The organism is Pseudomonas sp. YL2 (assembly GCF_023063025.1).
GTDB classification, from domain to species: Bacteria; Pseudomonadota; Gammaproteobacteria; order Pseudomonadales; family Pseudomonadaceae; genus Aquipseudomonas; species Aquipseudomonas putida_A.
This window is the reverse complement of sequence record NZ_JAJSLU010000017.1, coordinates 97247-122596: the sequence shown is the minus strand read 5'-3', so window position 1 is coordinate 122596 and position 25350 is coordinate 97247. Positions and strand designations below refer to the sequence as shown.

The window sequence follows — 25350 nt, the reverse complement described above, 5'->3', positions numbered from 1 at the left end:
TGGGACATCTGTTTCAGAACGTTGCCCAGGCAATGAGGCAACTTGTCACGCGGCAAACGACCACGCCGTTCTTCGTCGGAAATGGGACTACTCTTTTAACGTTGCTTGATCCAGATCAAGACCCTCCCGGGCCATGCTCTGGTGGCCCGTTGGCCAGACTCCCTGCGTTGCGATGGCTGTTAAAAAAGAACGAATCAGAATTCGCCGCACTCCATATCCGTGGGGGCAGTAGGCAGGGGCCACAAGCCCCAATGCCGGTATTACCTGACAGAGGAAGACTTATGTTCGGTTTAGAGGCACTCGATCTCGCCCGAATTCAGTTCGCGTTCACCATCTCGTTCCACATCCTGTTCCCGGCCATCACCATTGGTCTGGCGAGCTACCTGGCGGTGCTTGAAGGGTTGTGGTTGAAAACCCATAACGACACTTACCGGGATCTCTACCACTTCTGGTCGAAAATCTTTGCCGTCAACTTCGGCATGGGTGTGGTCTCCGGTCTGGTCATGGCTTACCAGTTCGGCACCAACTGGAGCCGTTTCTCGGACTTCGCCGGTTCCGTCACCGGACCGTTGCTGACCTACGAGGTGCTCACGGCATTCTTCCTTGAGGCCGGTTTCCTCGGGGTGATGCTGTTCGGCTGGAACAAGGTCGGACGCAAACTGCACTTCTTCTCCACGGTAATGGTGGCGATCGGCACGCTGATCTCGACGTTCTGGATCCTCGCCTCCAACAGCTGGATGCAGACGCCGCAAGGCTTCGAGATCGTCAACGGTCAGGTGATCCCGACCGACTGGCTGGCCATCGTGTTCAACCCATCGTTCCCGTATCGCCTGATGCACATGGCGACCGCCGCGTTCGTGGCCACGGCGTTCTTCGTCGGCTCGTCGGCGGCCTGGCACCTGCTGCGCGGCAAGGACAACCCGGCGATCCGCACCATGCTGTCGATGGCAATGTGGATGGCGCTGATCGTCGCGCCGATCCAGGCGGTCATCGGTGACTTCCACGGGCTGAACACCCTTGAGCATCAGCCGGCGAAAATCGCTGCGATCGAAGGCCACTGGGAAAACAAAGGCAATGAAGCGACCCCGTTGATCCTGTTCGGTTGGCCGGACATGAAAGAAGAGAAAACCAAATTCGCCGTAGAGATCCCGTACCTCGGCAGCCTGATCCTGACCCACTCGCTGGACAAGCAAGTGCCGGCACTCAAGGAGTTCCCGCCTGAAGACCGGCCGAACTCGACCATTGTGTTCTGGTCGTTCCGGGTCATGGTCGGTCTCGGCTTCCTGATGATCTTCACCGGTCTGTGGAGCCTGTGGCTGCGCAAGCGCGATTCGCTCTACACCTCGCGGCCGTTCCTGTATCTGGCGCTGTGGATGGGGCCGTCCGGCCTGATCGCGATCCTCGCTGGCTGGTTCACCACTGAAATCGGTCGGCAGCCGTGGGTGGTCTACGGGCTGATGCGCACGGCGGATGCTTCGTCCAATCACAGTTTCATGCAGATGAGCATCACCCTGATCATGTTCGTCGTGGTGTATTTCGCGCTGTTCGGTGCGGGGCTTGGCTACATGATGCGCCTGGTGCGCAAAGGGCCGAAAACCGACGAAGGCAAGGAAACCAACGAAGGGGGTCCTGGCCAGAAACGCACTCCGGCTCGGCCGTTGTCCGCAGCCGATGATGAAGGTACCGACGCCGACTCGCAGCGCAGCCTGGAAAAGGAGATTTGACTCATGGGTATTGATCTTCCGCTAATCTGGGCCGTGATCATCATCTTCGGCATCATGATGTACGTGGTCATGGACGGCTTCGACCTGGGGATCGGGATTCTCTTCCCGTTCATCCCGGGCAAGACCGACCGTGACGTGATGATGAACACCGTCGCCCCGGTTTGGGACGGCAATGAAACCTGGCTGGTACTGGGCGGCGCGGCGTTGTTCGGCGCGTTCCCGCTGGCCTATTCGGTGGTGCTGTCGGCGCTGTACCTGCCGTTGATCTTCATGCTGATCGGCCTGATTTTTCGCGGTGTGGCGTTCGAGTTCCGCTTCAAGGCCAAGGATGACAAGCGTCACCTGTGGGACAAGGCGTTCATCGGCGGTTCGGTGGCGGCGACGTTCTTCCAGGGCGTGGCACTCGGGGCTTTCATCGACGGTTTGCCGGTGGTCAATCGGCAATACGCCGGCGGTTCACTGGACTGGCTGACACCGTTCACCCTGTTCTGCGGCGCCGCGCTGGTGGTGGCCTATGCCTTGCTCGGTTGCACCTGGCTGATCATGAAGACCGAAGGCAAGTTGCAGGAGCAGATGCACAACCTCGCGCGGCCCTTGGCGTTCGTGCTGTTGGCGGTGATCGGCATCGTCAGTCTGTGGACGCCGCTGGCTCACCCCGAGATCGCGACACGCTGGTTCAGCATGCCGAACCTGTTCTGGTTCATGCCGGTGCCGATTCTGGTGCTGGTGACGCTGTACGGGCTGATCCGCGCGGTGGCGCGCAATGCCAACTACATGCCGTTCCTGCTGACCCTGGTGCTGATATTCCTCGGCTACAGCGGTCTGGGCATCAGCCTGTGGCCGAACATCGTGCCGCCGTCGATCTCGATCTGGGACGCCGCCGCACCGCCGCAAAGTCAGGGCTTCATGCTGGTCGGTACGCTGTTCATCATCCCGTTCATCCTGGGTTACACCTTCTGGAGCTATTACGTGTTCCGCGGCAAGGTCACCCATGAAGACGGTTACCACTGATCTCTCGCTCTGCTCACCCTGTGAGAGCAAGCCTTCTCGCGGTGGCGTCCTCAGCGACGCCATCGCCCAAGAGGAACGATGCAATGAACGGCAAACATTCCCTGCACGAGATTGAAGAAGCCGAAAAAAAGCCGCTGTGGCAGCGGCTCGGCTGGTTGGCCCTGATCTGGATCGGTAGCGTCGGCGCGCTGTTCATTGCCGCCAGCCTGATGCGCCTGTTCATGAACGCGGCCGGCCTGACCACACACTGAAACATCCCGTCCCGCTGCCCTTGGGCACGGTTTTATGACCCTCTGTACCGCGGAGGGTTTTTTTTGCCTGACGCTTTACTTGCGTGCTTTGAGAATCACGAATTTCGGTGTGGCTGCCACTTGCTCGACGCCACGGAACAGCCGCGCCAGCTTGCTGTGATAGCCCAGGTGCCGGTTGCCGACGATGTACAACGCACCGCCCACCACCAGCGCCTCGCGGGCTTGCTGGAACATGCGCCAGGCGAGGAAGTCGCCGACCACCTGTTGTTGATGGAACGGTGGATTGCACAGCACCACGTCTAGCGATTGCGGCTCCTGTCCGGCCAGACCATCACCAGCGCGTACGAGCACTTCACGCTCGCCCAGCGCGGCGCGCCAGTTCTCGGCGGCCGATTGCACGGCCATGAACGATTCGTCGACCAGCGTGTAGTGCGCGTCAGGGTTGTGCAGGGCGCTGGCGATGGCCAGTACGCCGTTACCGCAACCAAGGTCGGCGACGCGGGCGCTGCCGAGGTTCCTGGGCAGGTGCGGGAGGAAGGCCCGGGTGCCGATGTCCAGGCCCTCACGGCAGAACACGTTGGCGTGGTTGAGCAATTCGATGGCCGGCTCGTCCAGTTGATAACGCGAAGGGTAGGGCGAGGTCGCCGGGGCTTTGGCTTCAGGCGTTGCGATCAAAAGGCGAGCTTTCTTCACCGCCAGTGAAGCCTGTACCGGGCCAATGTAACGCTCCAGCAGATCACCGGCTGCGCGCGGCAAATGCTTGACCATGGCCGCTGCCACCACTTCGGCGCCGGGTGCCAGTAGCCCTTGCAGGCGGATCAGTTGCTCTTCCAGCAATGCCAGCGTCTTGGGCACGCGGATCAGCACCCGGTCGAACGGCCCGATCAACGGCTCACTGGCCGCAATCCCGCGCACGGCATCAAATGCCAGGCCGTTGCGTACCAGGTTCTTTTCCAGGCCCTGGAATGCGAGAAACGAGTCGCCACTGCTGCTGACCTGAACCTTGCCCGCCAGACTCGCCGCCAGCGCTCCGAAGCTGTCATTGAGTACCAACACCCGGGTGTCTGCCGTCGGTTGTTGCGCGGCCAGATGATTGAGCAGGTATTCGTCAGCCGCATCGAACGCTTGCAGAGGTTCATTCTGCTGCTCGGGCTGGCGGATCAGGTCGAGTTGGGCAAAGGGTGTTTCGAGCAAGGGCATCGGGCGAGAACTCTGGTTATTCAACGGGTGGCCCGCAGCCCAGGGCGTCGCGCGGCGGAACCATCCGAGTGGACTGCGGCGTGCGGCGCACGTCATCACTCAGGAAGGTTGCAAATGGTACGTTTTTTTCCGTTGAAATACTCGCAGCTTTTAGTGGGCGGGCATGTCGAGAAGGCCGCAACTCTTGGCGGCAATGACCGCAGAAATCTTGTTGCAGACGTTCAGTTTGAGAATCACGTTTTGCACGTGGTAATTCACCGTCCGCTCGCTCAGGCAGAGGATCCTGGCAATCTCATAGGCCGTCTTGCCGAGCGCCGAGAGCTTGAGCACTTCCAGTTCTCGCGGTGAAAGGCGTGGGGGGACGGGCTTTTTGGCCGGTTTGGGCAAGGTTTTGGCGAACAGGTCACTCAGGTGGCTGGTTGCGTAAAACATAAAGCCAAAATGCTCGTATAACTCGAGCGGACTTAATGGACCGTTTTTCCTGGCAAGGCTCAGGGTGCTGCACAGCCCGCTGTCTTCGTGGTGGAACGACTGGGACCAACCGTGTCGCAACCCATGCCTCTGTTGCGCGTCCCACAGCGACAAGGTTTGCGAAAACACGTCCTCGGTCCAGACAATCGGCAGCATTGAATGACTGCAGTGTGCTACTACCGGGTCGATTTTTCTGTAGTTTTGTCTTTCATAAAGTTGGTTCCACTCTTTCGGATAGTTATTGATTTGCAAGGTTTTGAAGTCGGCGTTCCGGTTGCTTGATGTCAATGTAATGGCGCAAAAATTGAAGCCAATATTTTGAACAAATCGCAGCAAGATCGGATAAGCAGTCTCTATTTCTCTTGCGAAAGTCAGTTGCTTTAATTGCGACTCCTTCCACATTTCCATCACTCACTCTCCATGAGTCGTTCGTCGGGTGCTTTTTATGGATCCAATCGGATCCTGCACGCAACCGAGTGTAGGACAGGTCTTACAAATGGCGTTGAATTTTTTTGCTCTTGGAGGGGGCTGTTAGTTGCTGGAAAGGTTATTAGTCATCAATAACGCGTTGGATTTAACCTGTCATTCAATCGGACTTTGAATACTGCTGTATTAACGGCATTTGGGTTTAATTCTCATTTTTTCGGGCGGTCTGAACGGTAAACCACTACAAAAGCAGTGGTGTTTATGCTCTGAGTTTGCGCGAGACTGTCAGGGTCTTTTCCGTGGAGTGCCCCCATGACTGTCAGCGCAGATAAATTTACTGCCCAGACCTTGCTCGACGTGCAGCCTTTGACCCCCAGTCTGTTTACCCTGCGCACCACGCGCGATACGGGCTTCAGGTTTCGCGCGGGACAATTCGCTCGCCTGGGGGTGACAAAGGCTGATGGCAGCACGGTCTGGCGTGCTTACTCGATGGTCTCTTCACCCTTCGACGAGTTTCTCGAGTTCTTCTCCATCGTGGTGCCAGGTGGCGAATTCACCAGTGAACTTAGTCGCTTGCAGGTCGGCGATACCCTGCTGGTGGAACGCCAGGCCTTTGGTTACCTGACGCTGGATCGGTTTGTCGACGGTCGGGATTTGTGGCTGTTATCCACCGGGACCGGGGTTGCGCCGTTTCTGTCGATTCTGCAGGACTTCGAAGTGTGGGAGCGATTCGAGCGGATCATTCTGGTGTACAGCGTGCGCGAAGCGCGGGAACTGGCCTATCAGTCGTTGATTGCAGAACTGTCCGAGCGTGATTACCTGGCAGAACACGCCCATAAACTGCAGTTCATTCCCACCGTTACCCGAGAAAAGGTTCCTGGTGCCTTGCATGGCCGTATTACCAGCCTGATTGAAAGCGGCGAGCTGGAGCGTGAAGCCGGCGTTGAACTGGCCCCCGAGCACTCGCGCGTCATGCTGTGCGGCAATCCGCAGATGATCGACGACACCCGGGCACTGCTGAAGAAACGCCACATGAGCCTGAGCCTGACGCGGCGGCCGGGACAGGTGGCGGTGGAAAACTACTGGTAAAAAAACGGCGCCATCAGGCGCCGTTCTTTATTCATCAAGCAGTCAAGGCCGGTTGTTCTGGGCCTTGAGCAGATCGCGGATCTCACCGAGCAACTCTTCTTCCTTGGTCGGAACCGGTGGCAGGGAAGGGGCCACGGCTTCTTCGCGTTTCAGGCGGTTGATGGCTTTGACACCCATGAAGATCGCGAAGGCGACGATCACGAAGTCCAGAACGCTCTGGATGAATTTACCGTAGGCCAAGACCACGGCAGGGGCGTTGCCCTCGGCGGCTTTTAGCGTGATGGCCAGATCACTGAAGTCCACCCCTCCGATCAACAGGCCGATTGGCGGCATGATCACGTCGCCGACAAACGACGAAACAATTTTGCCGAAGGCAGCACCGATGATGATACCGACGGCCATGTCGACCACATTGCCTTTGACCGCGAAGGCCTTGAACTCACTTAGCACGCCCATAGGTTATTTCCTTGTTACAGATGAGGTTGGTGTACGCAGTGTAAATCAGCAAACGCGTCCTGCGCGAAACACCTTCTTACAATGCCCGTTTTTATCGACCGATAAATCTGCAATTAGTTTGCAAAGTGCCACTAATCGCGCGCGAAATACGCCGTAACGCGCTGATCGGGAAGCCAAAATTTTCAATCGTCGGGTTACGAACTTTCTATTTATGTTCGCGGACTTAGCCCTCTAGCCTCTGGTTGGCGCACCTGGATGCGCCCAAAAGAACCAGAGGAACCTGATATGAATTCCACCCTTGGACTGGGGGCTTTTCCCCATCGCCGTACGCTCGGCGTACTCACCGCCAGCCTGTTGACCTTCTCCGTGCACGCCGCGCCCCTGACCCGGGACAACGGTGCAGCGGTGGGCGACAATCAGAACTCGCAAACCGCCGGCGCCAACGGCCCGGTGCTGCTGCAAGACGTGCAACTGATCCAGAAACTCCAGCGTTTCGACCGTGAGCGCATTCCCGAGCGCGTGGTGCATGCCCGCGGTACCGGTGCCCATGGCACGTTCACCGTGACCAACGACCTCAGTGACCTGAGCAAGGCCAAGGTATTCGCTGCCGGGCAGGTGACGCCAGTGTTCGTGCGCTTCTCCGCAGTGGTTCACGGTAACCACTCCCCGGAAACCCTGCGCGATCCACGGGGCTTTGCCACCAAGTTCTACACCGCTGATGGCAACTGGGACCTGGTCGGCAACAACTTCCCGACCTTCTTCATTCGCGACGCGATCAAGTTCCCGGACATGGTTCACGCCTTCAAGCCCGATCCGCGTACCAACCTTGACGATGACTCACGTCGTTTCGACTTCTTCTCCCACGTACCGGAAGCGACTCGCACGCTGACCGAGCTGTATTCCAATTCGGGTACTCCAGCCAGTTATCGGGAGATGGACGGTAATGGCGTGCATGCCTACAAGCTGGTTAACGCCAAAGGCGAAGTGCACTACGTGAAGTTCCACTGGAAAAGTTTGCAGGGCATCAAAAACCTGACACCTGAACAAGTCGAGAAAGTTCAGGGCAAAGATTACAGTCATATGACTAATGATCTGGTCAGCCATATCAACAAGGGTGATTTCCCGAAATGGGACTTGTACATCCAAGTGCTGAATCCACAAGATTTGTCCAAGTTTGATTTCGATCCATTGGACGCTACCAAGATCTGGCCGAATGTTCCTGAGCGAAAAGTTGGACAAATGGTGTTGAACCGTAATCCGGCCAATGTGTTCCAGGAAACCGAACAAGTTGCCATGGCCCCGGCCAATGTTGTGCCGGGTATCGAACCTTCAGAAGATCGTCTATTGCAAGGCCGAGTGTTTTCTTATGCCGATACGCAAATGTATCGTTTGGGAGCCAATGCCCTGCAGTTGCCGATCAACGCGCCCAAAGTTGCGGTCAACAATGGCAATCAGGACGGGGCGATGAACTTTGGTGCCACGCAGTCTGGCGTGAACTATCAGCCGAGCCGCCTGCAACCGCGTGAAGAGCCGCAGAGCGCGCGTTACAGCCAGCTGGCACTGTCGGGCAGCACCCAGCAGGCGAAGATTCAGCGTGAGCAAAACTTCAAACAGGCCGGGGATCTGTATCGCTCGTTCAGCCAGCAGGAGCGTCAGGACCTGATCGCCAGCTTCGGCGGTTCGTTGGCGACCACCGATGACGAGAGCAAGCACATCATCCTGTCCTTTCTTTATAAGGCAGATCCGGAATACGGCACCGGTGTGACCAAAGTGGCCAAGGGTGACCTGAGCCGGGTCAAGGCGCTGGCAGCGAAACTGGTCGACTGATCTCGACGCCATGCAACGCGGGGCCTGATTCAGGCCCCGTTCTGCCCAAGGAGAGCGTTTATGCGTGCCTTTCTTTTACTGTTGCTCGGTTGCCTGTCATTTACAGCGCTGGCCGAACAGAACCCCGAGGCGATCAAGGCGCAGTTGCAGGATTACTATTTCGATGCCGCCCGGCGTGGTGATGTGCCGATGCTTGAGACCTTTATCGAGTCCGGTTATTCCCTCGATACCCGCGACAGCAAGGGCTACACCGCTTTGATTCTGGCGGCGTATCACGGCCAGGGTGCGGCAGTTGACCGGTTACTGGCAGCGGGCGCTGATGCCTGCGCGCAGGACCAACGTGGCAATACAGCGCTGATGGGCGCGATTTTCAAAGGCGAGATGCAGATTGCTCGAAGGCTGATGGCCACCGATTGCAGCCCCGATCAGCGCAACGGCGCAGGCCAGACTGCGGCGATGTACGCCGGGTTGTTCAAGCGTGTCGAACTGCTCGATGCGCTCAAGGCCAAAGGCGCTGATCTCAATGCCGAAGATCCGCTGGGCAATAGCGCCGCGCGTCTGGCCAACGGCGAAATCCGTACCGCCGCGCCGCGCTGAGCGGTGGCTGCGTTATCATCGCGTTTTTTGCCGGGGGATCCAGATGGCCAAGGCCAAGCGCATGTACGGCTGCACCGAGTGCGGCGCAACCTTTCCCAAGTGGGCGGGCCAGTGCGGCGAGTGCGGCGCCTGGAACACCCTGACCGAAACCATGATCGAAAGCGGCGGGGCCACGGCGCCCACCGGGCGTACCGGCTGGGCCGGGCAGCAGGCGCAGATCAAGACCCTGGCCGAAGTCAGCATCGAGGAGATTCCGCGCTTCTCCACCGCCTCCGGTGAGCTGGACCGGGTCTTGGGTGGCGGTCTGGTCGACGGCTCGGTGGTGTTGATCGGTGGTGACCCGGGCATCGGCAAGTCGACGATTCTGTTGCAGACCCTGTGCAACCTCGCCAAGAGCATGCCGGCGCTGTACGTCACCGGCGAAGAATCCCAGCAGCAAGTGGCCATGCGTGCCCGCCGTCTCGGGCTGCCGCAGGATCAACTGCGGGTGATGACCGAAACCTGCATCGAAACCATCATCGCCACCGCCCGTCAGGAAAAACCCAAGGTGATGGTGATCGACTCGATCCAGACCATTTTCACCGAACAGCTGCAATCAGCGCCGGGTGGCGTCTCGCAGGTACGTGAGAGCGCGGCGTTGCTGGTGCGTTATGCCAAGCAGAGTGGCACCGCGATCTTCCTCGTCGGTCACGTCACCAAGGAAGGCGCGCTCGCCGGCCCGCGGGTGCTGGAGCACATGGTCGATACCGTGCTGTATTTCGAAGGCGAGTCCGATGGCCGTTTGCGTCTGTTGCGGGCGGTGAAAAACCGTTTCGGTGCGGTCAACGAACTGGGTGTGTTCGGCATGACCGACAAGGGTCTGAAGGAAGTCTCCAACCCTTCGGCGATTTTTCTCACCCGTGCCCAGGAAGAAGTCCCGGGCAGTGTGGTGATGGCCACCTGGGAAGGAACCCGGCCTATGCTGGTGGAAGTGCAGGCGCTGGTCGATGACAGCCATCTGGCCAATCCACGGCGCGTGACGTTGGGCCTTGATCAGAACCGATTGGCGATGTTGCTGGCGGTATTGCACCGTCACGGTGGTATTCCGACTCACGACCAGGACGTATTTCTCAACGTGGTGGGCGGGGTGAAGGTGTTGGAGACCGCGTCCGACCTGGCGTTGATGGCGGCGGTGATGTCGAGCCTGCGCAACCGGCCATTGCCGCATGATTTGCTGGTGTTTGGCGAAGTCGGTTTGTCCGGCGAAGTGCGCCCGGTGCCGAGCGGGCAGGAGCGCTTGAAGGAAGCGGCCAAGCATGGCTTCAAACGGGCGATCGTGCCCAAGGGCAATGCACCGAAAGAAGCGCCGCCGGGGTTGCAGATCATTGCCGTGACCCGGCTGGAACAGGCGCTCGACGCACTTTTCGAATAGTCCTATGGGAGCGGGCTTGCCCGCGAAAGCGGTGTGTCAGTCGAAATCAATGTCGACTGACACGGCCTCTTCGCGGGCAAGCCCGCTCCCACAGGGATTTGTAGTGGTTTCTAGATTTCGATCAGGGCGCGCAGTTCGCGCTCCAATTCCTGCGGATCGCCCAGGTTGAACTCGATCAACCGTCGCAAGCGCTGGATCGACTCCAGACTGATGTGCCGGCAGACGAAGCCTAGTTGTCCGTGATCTTCGTGAGCCAGGTGTACATCCATCTCGATATCGACATCATCGCTCAGATGAATGTTGACGAAGAAATCCTGCTCCCTATCCCCAAGCCACGGCTCCGGCCGTTCGATCAGCAGCCCTTTGAGCGACAGATCGATCAACTTCACCGGCCAGATGAATTGACCCTGACTCAGCTCGGTTCTGGCATCGAACGCAATACGTTTGAAGCGACGGCGATTGGCTGGGTGTTCGCTCATGGCGCAATCCTCGGAAGAGTTCGCTGACTATAGACCCGACCGTTGGGTGGCTGCCAATCGACAAGCCGTCTAGACCAACGTCGGGGTATGGCCTTTGGCGCCGTAAGCGCTAAACTCGGGGTGGCTGTCTTTCTTGTCCACCCTGGCTGGAATAATAAAATGAAAAATAATAATAGCCTGCTACGCCACTTACCCTGGCTAGTGCTGGCAATCGTAGGAGCGTGCGCCCTGGGCGTAGTGGCATTGCGCCGAGGAGAGGCGATCAACGCCTTGTGGATCGTGGTCGCGGCCGTGGCCATTTATCTGGTCGCGTACCGTTACTACAGCCTGTTCATCGCCAACAATGTGATGCAACTCGATCCGCGTCGGGCCACCCCCGCCGTGCTCAACAACGACGGTCTGGACTACGTTCCAACCAACAAACACATTCTTTTCGGTCACCACTTCGCGGCCATCGCCGGCGCAGGACCTCTGGTCGGCCCGGTACTGGCGGCGCAGATGGGTTATCTGCCCGGCACGCTGTGGCTGATTGCCGGGGTGGTGCTGGCGGGCGCGGTGCAGGACTTCATGGTTCTGTTCATGTCGACCCGGCGCAACGGCCGTTCCCTGGGCGACATGGTGCGTGAAGAAATGGGCCGCATCCCCGGCACCATCGCCCTGTTCGGCTGCTTCCTGATCATGATCATCATCCTCGCGGTGCTGGCGCTGATCGTGGTCAAGGCACTGGCAGAGAGCCCATGGGGCATCTTCACCGTGATGGCGACCATCCCGATCGCGATGTTCATGGGCATTTACATGCGCTACATCCGTCCGGGCCGCATCGGCGAGATCTCGGTCATCGGTGTGTTGCTGCTGCTCGGTTCGATCTGGCTCGGTGGGCAGATTGCCGCTGATCCGGTGTGGGCCAAGGCCTTCAGCTTCACCGGCGTGCAAATCACCTGGATGCTGATCGGTTATGGCTTCGTCGCCGCCGTGTTGCCGGTGTGGCTGATCCTCGCGCCACGCGACTACCTGTCGACGTTCCTCAAGATCGGCACCATCATCGCCCTGGCGATCGGCATTCTGGTGACCATGCCCGAGCTGAAAATGCCGGCGCTGACCCAGTTCGTCGACGGCACCGGCCCGGTGTGGAAGGGCGGTCTGTTCCCGTTCCTGTTCATCACCATCGCTTGCGGTGCGGTGTCCGGGTTCCACGCACTGATCTCTTCGGGCACCACGCCGAAGTTGCTGGATAACGAAACCAACGCGCGTTACATCGGTTACGGCGGCATGCTGATGGAATCGTTTGTGGCGATCATGGCCATGGTTGCCGCTTCGGTGATCGAGCCGGGCGTGTACTTCGCCATGAACAGCCCGGCCGCCGTGGTCGGCGGTGACGTCGCATCGGTGGCGCAGATGGTCAGCAGCTGGGGCTTCGCGATCACGCCGGAGGCGCTGCAAGCCGTGGCTCACGACATCGGCGAAACCACCATCCTCGCCCGTGCCGGCGGCGCGCCGACCCTGGCGGTCGGTATCGCGCAGATCCTGCACAGTGTCCTGCCGGGTGAAAACACCATGGCGTTCTGGTACCACTTCGCGATCCTGTTCGAAGCGCTGTTCATCCTGACCGCTGTGGACGCCGGCACCCGTGCCGGGCGCTTCATGCTGCAGGACCTGCTCGGCTCCTTCGTTCCGGCGCTCAAGCGCACCGAATCGTGGACTGCCAACCTGATCGCCACCGCCGGTTGTGTGGCGATGTGGGGCTGGTTGCTGTATCAGGGCGTCATCGATCCACTGGGCGGCATCAACACCCTGTGGCCGCTGTTCGGTATCTCCAACCAGATGCTGGCCGGTATCGCGCTGATGCTCGGCACCGTGGTCCTGATCAAGATGAAGCGCCAGCGCTACATCTGGGTCACCCTGCTGCCAGCCGCTTGGCTGCTGATCTGCACCACCACCGCAGGCTTCATCAAGCTGTTCGACGCCAACCCGGCGATCGGCTTCCTGTCGCTGGCCAAGAAGTACAGCGATGCGCTGGCCAATGGTCAGGTGCTGGCACCGGCAAAAAGCGTCGAGCAGATGCAGCACGTGATCTTCAACGCCTACACCAACGCAACGCTCACTGCGCTGTTCCTGTTCGTGGTCTTCAGCATCCTGTTCTATGCGCTCAAGGTCGGCATCGCTGCCTGGGGCAAAAAAGAGCGAACGGATAAAGAATCGCCATTCCAGGCCCTGCCGGACGCGTAACCAGAGGATTGCAGCATGTTCAATGACCTGAGTCGCCTCGGTAAATACCTCGGTCAGGCCGCACGCCTGATGGTCGGCATGCCCGACTACGACACCTACGTCGAGCATATGCAAACCAAACACCCGGACAAACCGGTGATGAGCTACGAGATGTTCTTCCGCGAACGTCAGGAAGCGCGTTACGGTGGCAAGGGTGGGCCGAAGTGCTGTTGAGCTGACAGCCTGCGGTTGAGGTAATCCCCCTGTGGGAGCGGGCTTGCTCGCGAATACGGAGTGTCAGTTGAGACGCGTGGTGACTGACACACCGCTTTCGCGAGCAAGCCCGCTCCCACATTTGTTTTGTGTTTCTTTAAGGAGATCGTGTTTTGTCTTCTCCCATACCCGTAACGGTACTCAGCGGTTTCCTCGGTGCCGGCAAGACCACCTTGCTGCGCCATCTATTGAAAGCCGAGCACGGCCTGAAAATCGCCGTGATCGAGAACGAATTCAGCGACGCCGGCATCGACACCCAGTTGCTCGGCGTCGAACCGGTGCAAGTCATGACCCTGGCCAACGGCTGCGTCTGCTGCACCATCCACACCGATCTGACCAAGGCCCTGTACCTGCTGCTCGAACGCCTGGACAGCGGTGAAATCGCCTTCGACCGTCTGGTGATCGAGTGCACCGGGCTGGCTGATCCAGCGCCTGTGGCGCAGACCTTTTTCATTGACGAAGAACTGCGCGAACGCTATCTGCTCGACGGCATCATCACCCTGGTAGATGCCGCCCATGCCGACCAGCACCTGACCCAGACCATCGCCCAGGCGCAGATCGGTTTCGCCGACCGCTTGCTGGTGAGCAAGACCGATCTGGTGGATGAGGCGACGTTCAACGCACTGAGCGAACGCCTGACGCGAATCAATCGTCGTGCGCCGATCCGCGTGGTCGAGCACGGCAACATCGATCTGGCGGAACTGCTCGACGTGCGCGGCTTCAACCTCAATGCTGACCTGGGCGGCGGGGTCAGCCTGCGCCCGGTGAGCAAGGCGCCGTCCATCGACCGTATCTCCAGCCTGGTGCTGCGCACAGACCAGCCGCTGGATATCGATCAACTCAGCGAGTTCATGAATGAGCTGCTGGAAGAACATGGCAAGCAGTTGTTGCGCTACAAGGGCGTGTTGAACATCGCTGGCGAGGATCGGCGGCTGGTGTTTCAGGGCGTACTGAAACTTTACGGTTTCGACTGGGACACCGAGTGGGCCGAGGGTGAGGCGCGGGAAAGCGTGATCGTGTTTATTGCCGATGATCTGCCGGAAGAGAAAATTCGGGCGGGGTTTGCCAGAGTGACTTCTGCCTGATGGATCCTGGTTGTCAGCGATGGCCTCTTCGCGAGCAGGCTCGCTCCCACAGTAGGTCGCATTCTGTCAGGAGGAATGCAATTCACTGTGGGAGCGGGCTTGCTCGCGAAGGCGATCTAACCGGCGACACGATGCTCAAGGGCTGTACCCAGCAAGGTCTGCTCAAGATGATCCAGGTGTTGATTCATCAGTCGCTCAGCCATGGACATATCCCCAGACGCGACCGCCTCGACAATCGCCAGATGCTCCTGCCACGCGCAGCAACCGGGCGTCGATCCATCACACCGCGCAATCGCCAGCGACGTCAACGGCACCAGACTGCCAAGAAAATGCGCCAACGGTGCATTCCCCGCCATTTGTGCCAACTGCAGATGAAACTCGCCGGACAAACGAATCGCCGCCGCACGCCGTTCCTGTGTCACGGCCAGACGTTCGCGTTCGACCAGCGTGCGCAAGCGTTTCAAACCCTCCGCTGAGGCATTCTGACAAGCCAGACGCGCCAGCGTCGCTTCGGTCAGGCGCCGGGCGTGCAGGGTTTGCCGGGTCTGCTCGGCATCCGGTGCGGCCACCCGTGGCCGATGGTTGGCGCGCAGCACAATCACCTGCTCATGGGACAACTGCGTCAGCACCCGGCGCACATCGGCGCGGCTGACGCCAAACATCTGCTTGAGACTGTCTTCGGTGAAGCGGCTGGCCGGGTCGATTCGCCGGTCCAGAATCGCGTCGAACAGCCGCGGGTACAGATCGTCTGCCGACGCCTGCAGGCGGGAGAAGTGCAGGGGGGCCGACATCTGACGAGTGTGCGGCGACGTGGCAAGGCTGTTCATGGCCGGTCTCCAGTGTGAATCAATCAGTGGCTGAGGTTGTCATCCGGAATGTTCAATTCAACGCCCATCCGTTGGCCTTCGCGCAGAATGTGCCGACGCATTTCGGCGCTGGCCTGAGCGCTGTTCTTGCTGCGGATTGCGCGTACCACCGCTTCGTTTTCTTCCAGGCGTTCGGCCAAATGCTCAGGCGAATTGCGCAGCACTTCGGCGCTTTGCTTGAGGGCATTGCTCGTTTGCTGCACCACACTCTGGAAAATCGGGTTCGAAGTCAGGGTGAACAGCTCCTCGTGGAAGGCGATGTAGGCGCTGACCCCGGCTTCACTGTCGCCTGCCTCAAGGGCTTCGCGCATGTCCATCAACGTCAGGCGCAATTGCCCGACTTCCTTGCTGCTGATCGACTGCGCGACCAGACCGACGATGAACGGCTCTAGGGTGTAGCGCAGTTGCAGCACGTCTTCGAGGCTGGCGCCGGCCACCGCGCTGTCGTGGCTCTGGCTGTCGCTGAGTTGGGCGTCGAGCACCACCACGCCTTTGCCCGGCATCGAACGCACCAGGCCAAGGGTTTCCAGGACGATCACCGCTTCGCGCAGGCTTGGGCGGCTGATGCCCAGTTGTTCGGCCAGTTCGCGCTGGCCCGGCAGCATGTCGCCGGAGCGCCACTGACCGCGGGCGAGGGCGGCGCGCAGTTTTTCTACGACTGAGTTGACGACGGTTGATGTGGTGATCACTTGTCTTGCTCCGTGAGCCCGTTGGGGCTGCCGCAAATAGGATCAGAAGATCGCAGCCTGCGGCAGCTCCTGTGGGGTTGAAAATCAGAACTCTTGCTGGTGCGCCGGAGTTCCGGTTTTACGCGGTTGAAAGGTGTAGCCCTGCTGACCGCTGAGTACTTTGTTTGCCCGTTGCACATCGATGTCCTTTTCCCAGCGGGCGATGGCCACGGTGGCGACGCAGTTGCCGATCAGGTTGGTCAGTGCCCGGCCGATGCCCATGAACCAGTCCACCGCCAGTACCAGCACCAGACCCACTACCGGAATCGCCGGGATCGCCGTCAGCGTCGCCGCCAGGATCACCAGCGCCGAGCCGGGAATGCCGTGGGCGCCCTTGGAAGTGATCAGCGACACCAGCAGAATCGTCAGCAGATCGGTCATCGCCAGTGGCGTGCCGGTGGCGTTGGCAATGAACACGATGGCCAGGGTCAGGTAGATCGAGAAACCGTCGAGGTTGAACGAATAGCCGGTGGGAATCACCAGCCCGACCGTCGAGCTGCCAATCCCCAGGTGTTCAAGTTTGCGCATGATCTGTGGCAGCACGGCGTCGGAAGAAGCGGTGCCCATGACGATCAGCAATTCTTCGCGCAGGTATTTGAGCAGGGGCCACAGACGCAGGCCCGAGGCGCGCATTACCACGCCGAGGATCACGCTGACGAACGCCATGCAGGTCAGGTAAAACAAGCCCACCAGACTGCCCAGGTGTTGCAGCGAATCGAGGCCGTACTTGCTGGTGGTGAAGGCGATGGCGCCGAACACGCCGATCGGCGCCAGACGCACGATCATGCCCATGATCCGGAAAATCACATGGCTCAGTTCGTTGATCAGCCGTGAGATCCCGGAAGCCGCTTCGCCCACCAGATTCAGCGCGCTGCCGAACAGCACCGAGAACAGCAGTACCTGCAGGATGTTGTTGTCGGCGAAGGCACCGAGCACCGAGGTCGGAATCAGGTCCATCAGGAACTGCGTGGTGGTGTGCATATGCTGGCCGCGTTCGGCGATGTCGCCCATGTCGGCGGCGGACAACTGCTCCAGATGGATATTCGCGCCACTGCCGATGCCGGTGCTGAAGGCGAATACCAGGCCGATCACCAGCGCGATGGTGGTCAGCACTTCAAAGTAGATCACCGACTTGAGGCCGATGCGCCCGACCTTCTTCAGATCACCTGCGCCGCTGATGCCGCTGACCACCACGCAGAACACGATCAGGCCGATAAGCATCTTGATCAGTTTGATGAAGCCGTCACCCAGCGGTTTGAGCTGAGCGGAATATTCGGGAAGGGTCAGCCCGCAGACGATGCCGAGCACCAGTCCGAGAACCACTTGGAGGAAGATTGAACGCGAGCACCATCTGAGCATGGGAGGAATCCTGGTCGGTGTCCTGGCTGCCGTGCGCCTTTGGGCGCATCAGATTCAGAACTTAATTATTGTGGTCTTACCGGTATGTCCAGTGCGGGTGCAGTCTAGGCGCGGTTTTTTGCGGATCGCAAGTGAAAATTGACGAATTGGCATGACCGGTCTGACCAGTTGTGCGGTGAGTCCCATTCTTGAGCGGTTCAGGCGTTTGAAAAAATGTGGGCACAAAAAAACCGGCCAATCACTTGGCCGGTTTCTCATGCTGCGGATTTAACGTCGCGATTACGCGCCGTACACCGGCAGTTTCTTGCAGATGGCTTTGACTTTCTCACGAACGGCGTCGATCACCGCTTCGTTGTTCAGGTCAGCCAGGATGTCGCAGATCCAGCCGGCCAGCTCTTTGCACTCTGCTTCCTTGAAGCCGCGAGTGGTCACAGCCGGAGTACCGAAGCGCAGGCCGGAAGTGACGAACGGCGAGCGTGGGTCGTTAGGCACGGAGTTCTTGTTCACGGTGATGAACGCTTTGCCCAGAGCGGCGTCGGCGTCTTTACCGGAGATGTCCTGCTTGATCAGCGACAGCAGGAACAGGTGGTTCTTGGTACCGCCGGACACCACGTCGAAACCGCGCTCGATGAACACTTCGGCCATGGCCTGGGCGTTCTTCACCACTTGTTCCTGGTAAGCCTTGAACTCAGGCTGCAGCGCTTCCTTGAAGCAGATCGCTTTAGCGGCGATCACGTGCTCCAGCGGGCCACCTTGGGCGCCCGGGAATACCGCGGAGTTCAGCTTCTTCTCGATCTCGGCGTTGGCGCGCGCCAGGATCAGACCGCCACGAGGACCGCGCAGGGTCTTGTGCGTGGTGGTGGTGACCACGTCAGCGAATGGCACCGGGTTCGGGTAGACGCCAGCGGCGACCAGACCGGCCACGTGAGCCATGTCGACGAACAGGTAGGCACCGACTTTGTCAGCGATGGCGCGGAAGCGTGGGAAGTCGAGAATCTGCGAGTAGGCAGAGAAACCGGCCACGATCATTTTCGGCTTGTGCTCAACCGCCAGACGCTCGACTTCGTCGTAGTCGATCAGGCCATTGGCGTCGATGCCGTACTGCACCGCGTTGTACAGCTTGCCGGAGGACGAAACGCTGGCGCCGTGGGTCAGGTGACCACCGTGGGCCAGGCTCATGCCCAGGATGGTGTCGCCACCTTGCAGCAGGGCCAGGTAAACAGCGGCGTTGGCTTGGGAACCGGCGTGCGGCTGAACGTTGGCGTAATCGGCGCCGAACAGCTCTTTGGCGCGGTCGATGGCCAGTTGTTCAACAACGTCGACGTACTCGCAACCACCGTAGTAGCGCTTGCCCGGGTAGCCTTCGGCGTACTTGTTGGTCAGTACCGAGCCTTGAGCTTCCATCACCGCAGGGCTGGTGTAGTTTTCCGAAGCGATCAGCTCAATGTGCTCTTCCTGGCGCTGAGCTTCTTGCTCCATGGCGGCAAAGAGATCGGCGTCGTACTTGGCAATAGTCAAATCACGGCTGAACATGGCGGTCCTCAAGGATCGGGGGCAGAAAAGGGGGGCATTCTAACCCAATGGGTTTTGGATGGCATATGAAACGACATCATGTCGCAGACAAGTGGCGTTCATGCCAGATGTGCGGTGCTTTTGCTGGCTCCACAATGGCCGCGTTTCAACCGGAGAATACTGATCCACGGCAAGTCCCTGTGGCAGCCAGCCTGCTGGGGATGGCTGCACCGCAGATTTTTCCGGCGTCTGTACCGGCCCTTTCGCGAGCAAGCCCGCTCCCACAGGGATGTGCATTCCAATGTGGGAGCGGGCTTGCTCGCGAAGGCGTCATTGGTGGTGCCGCAAAAAATCAGTCGAACATGAACAGCGCGTCATTGCTGAACTGCGCTTCAAACCGGCTCGCCGGCATCGGCCGTCCGAACAGATAGCCCTGAACCTCATCGCAGCCATGCTCGCGCAGGAAGTCCAGTTGCTCATGGGTTTCCACGCCTTCGGCGATCACCGCCAGATTGAGGCTGTGGGCCATGGCGATGATTGCGCGAGCGATCTGCGCATCCTGTTCGCCGGACGGCAGGCCGTCGACGAAGGTGCGGTCGATCTTCAGCACGTCGATCGGGAATTGCTTGAGGTAGTTCAGCGACGAATAACCGGTGCCGAAGTCGTCGACCGCAATGCTCAGGCCAAGGTTCTTCAGCCCGGCGAGGATCTGCATCGCCTCGCTGACTTCGCGCATCAGGATACTTTCGGTCAGCTCCAGTTCCAGGCACGCCGGCGGCAGCCCGGTTTCGCGCAGGATCGTGGCGATGCGCGTACCGAGCTGGCCATCGGAGAACTGCCGCGCCGAAATGTTCACCGAGACCTTCGGCACGCGCACGCGGTTCTGGTGCCAGGTCTTGAGCTGGCGGCAGGCTTCGCTGATCACCCAGTCGCCAACGTCCACTACCAGACCGAGCTCTTCCAGCACCGGAATGAAATCCCCCGGCGGCACCAGTCCACGACGCGGATGGCGCCAGCGTAGCAGTGCCTCGGCGCCAGTCAGGCGTTTGCCGTCGCCACTGAATTGCGGCTGGTAATACAGGACGAATTCGTTCTGCTCCAGCGCATGACGCAGGTCGCTTTCCAGCTCCAGACGTTCCAGCGCACTGGCGTTCATGTCGGCCTGATAGAACTGGAAGTTGTTCTTGCCGCGCTCCTTGGCGTGGTACATCGCGGTGTCGGCGTTCTTCATCAACTGGCTGAGTTCGTTGCCGTCCTGCGGGCTCAGGGCGATACCGATACTGGCGGTGACGAAGAACTCGCGACCTTCCAGCACAAATGGACGCACCAGGCTGGCGAGAATCTGCTCGGCCACATGAATCGCTCGGTTCAGCGCCATTTCGCGGCTGGAGCGGTGTTGCAGGAGCAAGGTGAACTCGTCACCGCCCATGCGCGCCACGGTGTCGTCATCGTCGACGCAGGCCAGCAACCGCGTGGCCATGTCTTTCAACATGCGGTCGCCAGCCGCGTGGCCGAGGGAGTCGTTGATCGGCTTGAAGCGGTCGAGGTCGAGGAACATCAGCACCACCCACGACTTCTGCCGTTCGGCCGATTGCAGCGCGGTGTGCAGACGATCCTGGAACAGCGTGCGGTTCGGCAGGTGGGTCAGGGCGTCGTAGTAAGCGAGACGATGGATGCGTTGTTCGCTGGCCTTGCGCTCGCTGATGTCGCTGAAGAAGCACACGTAACTGGCCAGATCGCCTTCATCGTCGAGTACCGCCGTGATGCCGACCCACGCCGGGTAATGCTCGCCGTTACGGCGCTTGAGCCAGACTTCGCCTTCCCAGGTGCTGTGCTGGTGCAATTGCTTGAGCACGTAGCGCAGGTGCGCGTCCTGTTGCTCGTCGACGGTGAGCATGTTCGGCAACTGGTCGAGCACTTCCGACACCGCGTAACCGCTGACCCGGCTGAAGGCTTCGTTGGCCTGCACGATGTAACCGGCGGGGTCGGTGATCAGGATCGCCGAGGTCGAGTGCTCGAATACGGTGGCGGCCATGCGCAAGTCTTTCTCCGCGCGGCGCTGCTGGCTGATGTCGCGACCGACGCCGAGCACGCCTTCGAACGCGCCGTGTTCGTCCCACACCAGCACCAGCCGCAGCTCGATCGGGATCTTGCGGCCGTCGGCGCGCAGGCAGTCGAACAGGAACATCTGCGTCTGTACCTGGCTTCGCAGTTGCGCGAGTTGCTCAGGCTTGTCGAGCGCTTTGCTCACCCGATCCATCAAGGTGTAGATGCCGGATAGCTGCTGCGGGTTGGCAATGGTCGATTGCCAGCCATTCTGGAAGATCCACTCGGCGTCGTAACCCAGCACCGCCTGCACCGACGGGCTGACGTAGTTCAGCGACAGCTTGCTGTCGGTGGAGAAAATCACATCGCTGATGCTTTCGGCGAGCATGCGGTAGCGCTGCTCGCTGTCGCGCAGCGATTCGCTGGCCTCGATCTGCTCGGTGATGTCCTTGGCCACGCCGATGATCCGCGTGACCTGATCATGTTTGTCACGGGCCAGCGCCTGCTCACGAATATCGAAGCGCCGCCATTTGCCGTCGCGATGGCGGAAGCGCAATTGGCACTGCAACAGCTGGCTGTACCCGGCGTGCCGCTGCATCTGCCGCGAGCGGTGGTAATAGTCGGCGTCCTCCGGGTGCAGGAGGATTTCCCAGAAGTACTCGCCCATCTGGTGCAGCTCGGAGCGGTTGTAACCGAGGGTCTGGCCGAGGTGGTGGTTGCTGAAAATCATCCGCTGGCTGATCACGTCCTGCACATACAGATGATCTGGCACGGTGCGTACCACGTCCGACCAGAAACCTTCGCGCTCCAGCAGCGACAGTTCGATCAGCTTGCGGCTGGTGATGTCGTTGATGCTGAGGATCACCGCTTTATAGTCGTGCTGTTCCTCGGGCAGGCGCAGGACCATCCACAGGTGCTGATCGCGGCCATTGATGTCCGGCAGTCTGATTTCCAGTTCCAGTTGATTCTGTTGCTGCAAAACTGCGTCGAGCACCTGGTTGCCGATGGCGCACTGGCTGTGCGGATGGCCGTCGATCAGCAACTGCCAGGCGTGCTCGCAGGAATTGACGTTGAGCAGTTGCAGCGCGACCTGATTGACTTCGGTGACGCGCAGTTCCTGCAGCAATTGCTGGCGCTGGACCGGTTGGTCGAGCCAGGCCTTGAGCTGGTCGCTGGTCTGGATCTGTGCTTTGTCGAACACCTGCTTGAGGCCGGACAGGTCGAGCACACACAACGCAACGCCAGTGCCTTCGAAGATGTCCTGATAACGTCGGCGACCTTCATGTAACTGGCGCTGGCGCCGGCGCATGTTGAGCAGAGCGATCACTGGCAGCATCGAGAACGCCAGCCCCAACAGGCATTTGCCGATAAACGCCGGCAGCAGTTCTTCGAGCACGCGCTGGCGGTCGAACAGCCCGCGCAATTGCCAGTCGCTGCTGCTCAACGGCACGGTCAGCACGGTGTTGGCCATGTCGTCCGGGCTCAAGACGCCAGGCCTGGCCGAAGGCCGTGCCTCGTCGCGGCTGATGATCTGATGGTTGAGACGGTTTTCCACCAGCCACAACGGACGGATGCCGGTTTCGCCCTGCTTGGTCAGCGAGTCGAAGAAGGTCGGGGTCAGGCGCAATACCCAGTACCCGCGCGTGCTGCCGCTGGCCTGATGCAACAACAGATGCACCACCGAGCCGTCGTCGGCGTTGCTGAAGTAATGCGCCTGGGCGCGGCTGCGGCGCACCAGTTCAGCGAGGTAATCGGCGTCGTGGCTGTCGCTGGCGCTGTCGTTGAGGATTTTCCCGGACGGGCTGAGCAGGGCCAGGCTGCGTACGTCCGGCAGCGATTGCTGGAGCTTGCGCAGCAGCGCCTGCTGTTCGTCGGACGACTGTGGCTGTTCGACGATCGGTAGCAGGTTGAGGGCGATTTGCGCATTCAGCGACATGTTCAGGCTGACCTGCGAGGCGAGGTCGGCGGTGTAGTCGATGGTGTACTGGCGCTGATTTTTCTGGGTCTCGCGCAATTGATCGAGCAGTTGCCAGAACAGCAATGCCAGCAGCAAAAGTACCAGCGTCGCCAATGCCCCCTTCAATGTTCCGCGCAGGGGCGAGCCGGTCCCCGGATTGGACGCGCTCACAGAAGCTGGCGGGGTAACGTTGGACAAGCTGAAATCCTGCGGTTTGGCTGGACTGGCGCGACGTGCACTATAAGCCGGACGCCCGAAGGGCGGCTAGCATGCCTTGAGTTGTGGCGAAGTGCCAGCCCCACTCGGCTGGACTGCCTTCCGTCATTAAGGTAGCTTTGCCGGTTACGCGGGAGCGTTCCAGCTCCTAGACTCAGACTTTTTCAGCGCGCAGGCATTGATGACCATCAAGTGAACGACGCGCATCGGTCTGGCCGGGCATCGCCTGCGCTCCAATCATTCATCTGTCACTGACCCAAGGTTCTCCATGGCTCAATACGTCTTCACCATGCATCGGCTGGGCAAAGTTGTTCCGCCGAAGCGGGAAATCCTGAAAAACATTTCTCTGTCGTTCTTCCCCGGCGCCAAGATCGGCGTGCTCGGCCTCAACGGTTCGGGTAAATCCACGTTGCTGAAAATCATGGCCGGCGTCGATACCGAGTTCGAGGGCGAAGCCCGTCCGATGCCGGACCTGAACATCGGTTATCTGCCGCAAGAGCCACAACTTGATCCGACCAAGACCGTGCGTGAAGTGGTCGAGGAAGCCGTCAGCGTGATCAAGGATGCGCAAGCGCGTCTGGACGAGGTCTACGCCGCTTACGCTGACCCGGATGCCGACTTCGACAAGCTGGCTGCCGAACAGGCCAAGCTCGAAGCGATCCTGCAGGCCAGCGATGGTCACAACCTGGAGCGTCAACTGGAAGTCGCGGCCGACGCCCTGCGTCTGCCGGCCTGGGACGCCAAAGTCGAACACCTGTCCGGTGGTGAAAAACGTCGTGTGGCCCTGTGCCGTCTGCTGCTGTCCGCTCCGGACATGCTGCTGCTCGACGAACCGACCAACCACCTGGACGCTGATTCGGTGGCGTGGCTGGAGCACTTCCTGCACGACTTCCCGGGCACCGTGGTCGCGATCACGCACGACCGTTACTTCCTCGACAACGTCGCTGGCTGGATTCTGGAACTCGACCGCGGCGCGGGCATTCCGTACGAAGGCAACTACTCGGGTTGGCTCGAAGCCAAGTCCGATCGTCTGGCGGCCGAATCCAAGCAGCAGTCGGCTCACGAAAAAGCCATGAAGGAAGAACTGGAGTGGGTGCGCAAAGGCGCCAAGGCCCGCCAGTCGAAATCCAAGGCTCGTCTGCAACGCTTCGAAGAAATGCAGTCGCAGGAATTCCAGAAGCGTTCGGAAACCAACGAGATCTACATCCCGGCCGGTCCGCGTCTGGGCGACAAGGTCATCGAGTTCAAGAACGTCACCAAGGGTTACGGCGATCGCGTGCTGATCGACAACCTGTCGTTCTCCATGCCGAAGGGCGCCATTGTCGGCGTGATCGGTGGTAACGGTGCCGGTAAGTCGACCCTGTTCCGCATGCTGATGGGCAAGGAAACTCCGGATTCCGGCACCATCGAAGTCGGCGAAACCGTGCAACTGGCCTGCATTGACCAGAGCCGCGAAGACCTCGACGGCAGCAAGACCGTGTTCCAGCAGATCTCCGACGGTTCCGACCAGATCCGCATCGGCAACTACGAGATTCCGTCGCGCACTTACGTCGGTCGCTTCAACTTCAAGGGCGGCGATCAGCAGAAGTTCGTCAAGGACCTGTCCGGTGGTGAGCGCGGTCGTCTGCACCTGGCGCTGACCCTGAAGGAGGGCGGCAACGTCCTGCTGCTCGACGAACCGTCCAACGACCTCGACGTTGAAACCCTGCGTTCGCTGGAAGAAGCCCTGCTGGACTTCCCGGGCGCTGCCATTGTGATCTCTCACGATCGCTGGTTCCTGGACCGCGTCGCGACCCACATCCTGGCGTACGAAGACGACTCGCAAGCGGTGTTCTTCGAAGGTAACTACACCGAGTACGAAGCCGACCGCAAAAAGCGCCTCGGCGAAGCGGCGGCCCAGCCACATCGGGTACGCCACAAGAAACTGGCCTGATTCGGGTTGGTTGCATGAAAAAGAGCGGAGCCTTCGGGCTCCGTTTTTTTTTGCCTGGTTTTTTCGGCAATACCGAGTTGAATTCATCGCTGGCAAGCCAGCTCCCACAGGTTTCGTGGCGCTCGCACATTCCAGGTACAACAAAAATCCTGTGGGAGCTGGCTTGCCAGCGATAGCGGTGTAACTGCTGGTGCATCACTTCAATTTGAACTCCCCATTCAGGTGCAA

The 25350-nt window shown here is 59.9% G+C and carries 20 protein-coding genes; 11 read left to right on the top strand and 9 right to left on the bottom strand.

Annotated features, from left to right (window positions below; genetic code table 11):
• Positions 1–281: 281 nt before the first annotated feature.
• The 3 genes from LVD08_RS21940 (at position 282) to LVD08_RS21930 (ending at position 2986) form a co-directional block, all read left to right on the top strand.
• On the top strand, positions 282–1724 hold the full coding sequence (locus tag LVD08_RS21940; protein ID WP_027612845.1) for a cytochrome ubiquinol oxidase subunit I: 1443 nt from the start codon (positions 282–284) through the stop codon (positions 1722–1724).
• Between the two features lie 3 nt (positions 1725–1727).
• Positions 1728–2735 carry a cytochrome d ubiquinol oxidase subunit II gene (gene cydB, locus LVD08_RS21935; protein ID WP_007963753.1) on the top strand — a complete coding sequence of 336 codons (1008 nt, stop codon included), beginning with the start codon at positions 1728–1730 and terminating at the stop codon, positions 2733–2735.
• Positions 2736–2818: 83 nt separating this feature from the next.
• Positions 2819–2986, top strand: a complete 168-nt coding sequence (locus tag LVD08_RS21930; RefSeq protein WP_007963754.1) for a DUF2474 domain-containing protein — start codon at positions 2819–2821, stop codon at positions 2984–2986.
• Between the two features lie 75 nt (positions 2987–3061).
• Here the strand turns inward: LVD08_RS21930 and LVD08_RS21925 are convergent, their stop codons facing one another.
• Complete coding sequence (locus LVD08_RS21925) at positions 3062–4186, bottom strand: methyltransferase (protein WP_247269239.1); 1125 nt, start codon at positions 4184–4186, stop codon at positions 3062–3064.
• Positions 4187–4336: 150 nt separating this feature from the next.
• Positions 4337–5065 (bottom strand): autoinducer binding domain-containing protein, encoded by a 729-nt coding sequence (locus LVD08_RS21920; RefSeq protein WP_247269238.1) that lies wholly within the window; start codon positions 5063–5065, stop codon positions 4337–4339.
• A gap of 330 nt (positions 5066–5395) precedes the next feature.
• Here LVD08_RS21920 and LVD08_RS21915 point away from each other — a divergent pair, with 330 nt between their 5' ends.
• The gene (locus LVD08_RS21915) at positions 5396–6172 is read left to right on the top strand and encodes a ferredoxin--NADP reductase (protein WP_027612842.1); all 777 of its coding nucleotides are present in this window, start codon (positions 5396–5398) and stop codon (positions 6170–6172) included.
• Positions 6173–6214: 42 nt separating this feature from the next.
• Here LVD08_RS21915 and mscL read toward each other — a convergent pair whose 3' ends face one another.
• Complete coding sequence (gene mscL / locus LVD08_RS21910; protein ID WP_115986790.1) at positions 6215–6628, bottom strand: large-conductance mechanosensitive channel protein MscL; 414 nt, start codon at positions 6626–6628, stop codon at positions 6215–6217.
• Positions 6629–6913: 285 nt separating this feature from the next.
• Here mscL and katB point away from each other — a divergent pair, with 285 nt between their 5' ends.
• From katB to radA, 3 genes are read left to right on the top strand one after another with little or no spacing between them, the layout of a single operon-like run.
• Positions 6914–8455 (top strand): catalase KatB, encoded by a 1542-nt coding sequence (gene katB, locus LVD08_RS21905; RefSeq protein ID WP_123588925.1) that lies wholly within the window; start codon positions 6914–6916, stop codon positions 8453–8455.
• Between the two features lie 60 nt (positions 8456–8515).
• Entirely contained in the window at positions 8516–9052 is a 537-nt protein-coding gene (locus LVD08_RS21900; RefSeq protein WP_098965717.1) for an ankyrin repeat domain-containing protein, read from the top strand.
• A gap of 43 nt (positions 9053–9095) precedes the next feature.
• Positions 9096–10463, top strand: coding sequence for a DNA repair protein RadA (gene radA / locus LVD08_RS21895; protein WP_007963764.1), 1368 nt, complete (start codon positions 9096–9098; stop codon positions 10461–10463).
• A 110-nt stretch (positions 10464–10573) separates the two neighbouring features.
• On the opposite strand, the gene LVD08_RS21890 is transcribed toward radA, so the two are convergent.
• On the bottom strand, positions 10574–10942 hold the full coding sequence (locus LVD08_RS21890) for a PilZ domain-containing protein (RefSeq protein ID WP_247269237.1): 369 nt from the start codon (positions 10940–10942) through the stop codon (positions 10574–10576).
• Positions 10943–11101: 159 nt separating this feature from the next.
• On the opposite strand from LVD08_RS21890, the gene LVD08_RS21885 reads away from it, so the two are divergent.
• The 3 genes from LVD08_RS21885 (at position 11102) to yjiA (ending at position 14505) form a co-directional block, all read left to right on the top strand.
• Complete coding sequence (locus tag LVD08_RS21885; protein ID WP_097089275.1) at positions 11102–13168, top strand: carbon starvation CstA family protein; 2067 nt, start codon at positions 11102–11104, stop codon at positions 13166–13168.
• A gap of 15 nt (positions 13169–13183) precedes the next feature.
• On the top strand, positions 13184–13381 hold the full coding sequence (locus tag LVD08_RS21880) for a YbdD/YjiX family protein (protein WP_003228401.1): 198 nt from the start codon (positions 13184–13186) through the stop codon (positions 13379–13381).
• Between the two features lie 152 nt (positions 13382–13533).
• Complete coding sequence (gene yjiA, locus LVD08_RS21875) at positions 13534–14505, top strand: GTPase (RefSeq protein WP_096795248.1); 972 nt, start codon at positions 13534–13536, stop codon at positions 14503–14505.
• Between the two features lie 116 nt (positions 14506–14621).
• On the opposite strand, the gene LVD08_RS21870 is transcribed toward yjiA, so the two are convergent.
• The 5 genes from LVD08_RS21870 to LVD08_RS21850 all read right to left on the bottom strand — a co-directional run bounded on the left by LVD08_RS21870 (position 14622) and on the right by LVD08_RS21850 (position 23171).
• Positions 14622–15332, bottom strand: coding sequence for a GntR family transcriptional regulator (locus LVD08_RS21870; RefSeq protein WP_247269236.1), 711 nt, complete (start codon positions 15330–15332; stop codon positions 14622–14624).
• Positions 15333–15355: 23 nt separating this feature from the next.
• On the bottom strand, positions 15356–16060 hold the full coding sequence (locus LVD08_RS21865; protein WP_027612834.1) for a FadR/GntR family transcriptional regulator: 705 nt from the start codon (positions 16058–16060) through the stop codon (positions 15356–15358).
• Positions 16061–16144: 84 nt separating this feature from the next.
• Positions 16145–17458 carry a C4-dicarboxylate transporter DctA gene (locus LVD08_RS21860; RefSeq protein ID WP_007963773.1) on the bottom strand — a complete coding sequence of 438 codons (1314 nt, stop codon included), beginning with the start codon at positions 17456–17458 and terminating at the stop codon, positions 16145–16147.
• Positions 17459–17737: 279 nt separating this feature from the next.
• Positions 17738–18991 carry a serine hydroxymethyltransferase gene (gene glyA / locus LVD08_RS21855; RefSeq protein ID WP_003228394.1) on the bottom strand — a complete coding sequence of 418 codons (1254 nt, stop codon included), beginning with the start codon at positions 18989–18991 and terminating at the stop codon, positions 17738–17740.
• Positions 18992–19322: 331 nt separating this feature from the next.
• The gene (locus LVD08_RS21850; protein ID WP_247269235.1) at positions 19323–23171 is read right to left on the bottom strand and encodes a sensor domain-containing protein; all 3849 of its coding nucleotides are present in this window, start codon (positions 23169–23171) and stop codon (positions 19323–19325) included.
• Positions 23172–23457: 286 nt separating this feature from the next.
• On the opposite strand from LVD08_RS21850, the gene ettA reads away from it, so the two are divergent.
• Entirely contained in the window at positions 23458–25122 is a 1665-nt protein-coding gene (gene ettA, locus LVD08_RS21845) for an energy-dependent translational throttle protein EttA (protein WP_247269234.1), read from the top strand.
• Positions 25123–25350: the final 228 nt, after the last annotated feature.

What these genes read in the sequence shown, in the direction of transcription:
- LVD08_RS21940 (WP_027612845.1), top strand. Translation starts at nt 282, where the DNA reads ATGTTCGGTTTAGAGGCACTCGATCTCGCCCGAATTCAGTTCGCGTTC.
- cydB (WP_007963753.1), top strand. Translation starts at nt 1,728, where the DNA reads ATGGGTATTGATCTTCCGCTAATCTGGGCCGTGATCATCATCTTCGGC.
- LVD08_RS21930 (WP_007963754.1), top strand. Translation starts at nt 2,819, where the DNA reads ATGAACGGCAAACATTCCCTGCACGAGATTGAAGAAGCCGAAAAAAAG.
- LVD08_RS21925 (WP_247269239.1), bottom strand. Translation starts at nt 4,186, where the DNA reads ATGCCCTTGCTCGAAACACCCTTTGCCCAACTCGACCTGATCCGCCAG.
- LVD08_RS21920 (WP_247269238.1), bottom strand. Translation starts at nt 5,065, where the DNA reads ATGGAAATGTGGAAGGAGTCGCAATTAAAGCAACTGACTTTCGCAAGA.
- LVD08_RS21915 (WP_027612842.1), top strand. Translation starts at nt 5,396, where the DNA reads ATGACTGTCAGCGCAGATAAATTTACTGCCCAGACCTTGCTCGACGTG.
- mscL (WP_115986790.1), bottom strand. Translation starts at nt 6,628, where the DNA reads ATGGGCGTGCTAAGTGAGTTCAAGGCCTTCGCGGTCAAAGGCAATGTG.
- katB (WP_123588925.1), top strand. Translation starts at nt 6,914, where the DNA reads ATGAATTCCACCCTTGGACTGGGGGCTTTTCCCCATCGCCGTACGCTC.
- LVD08_RS21900 (WP_098965717.1), top strand. Translation starts at nt 8,516, where the DNA reads ATGCGTGCCTTTCTTTTACTGTTGCTCGGTTGCCTGTCATTTACAGCG.
- radA (WP_007963764.1), top strand. Translation starts at nt 9,096, where the DNA reads ATGGCCAAGGCCAAGCGCATGTACGGCTGCACCGAGTGCGGCGCAACC.
- LVD08_RS21890 (WP_247269237.1), bottom strand. Translation starts at nt 10,942, where the DNA reads ATGAGCGAACACCCAGCCAATCGCCGTCGCTTCAAACGTATTGCGTTC.
- LVD08_RS21885 (WP_097089275.1), top strand. Translation starts at nt 11,102, where the DNA reads ATGAAAAATAATAATAGCCTGCTACGCCACTTACCCTGGCTAGTGCTG.
- LVD08_RS21880 (WP_003228401.1), top strand. Translation starts at nt 13,184, where the DNA reads ATGTTCAATGACCTGAGTCGCCTCGGTAAATACCTCGGTCAGGCCGCA.
- LVD08_RS21870 (WP_247269236.1), bottom strand. Translation starts at nt 15,332, where the DNA reads ATGAACAGCCTTGCCACGTCGCCGCACACTCGTCAGATGTCGGCCCCC.
- LVD08_RS21860 (WP_007963773.1), bottom strand. Translation starts at nt 17,458, where the DNA reads ATGCTCAGATGGTGCTCGCGTTCAATCTTCCTCCAAGTGGTTCTCGGA.
- glyA (WP_003228394.1), bottom strand. Translation starts at nt 18,991, where the DNA reads ATGTTCAGCCGTGATTTGACTATTGCCAAGTACGACGCCGATCTCTTT.
- ettA (WP_247269234.1), top strand. Translation starts at nt 23,458, where the DNA reads ATGGCTCAATACGTCTTCACCATGCATCGGCTGGGCAAAGTTGTTCCG.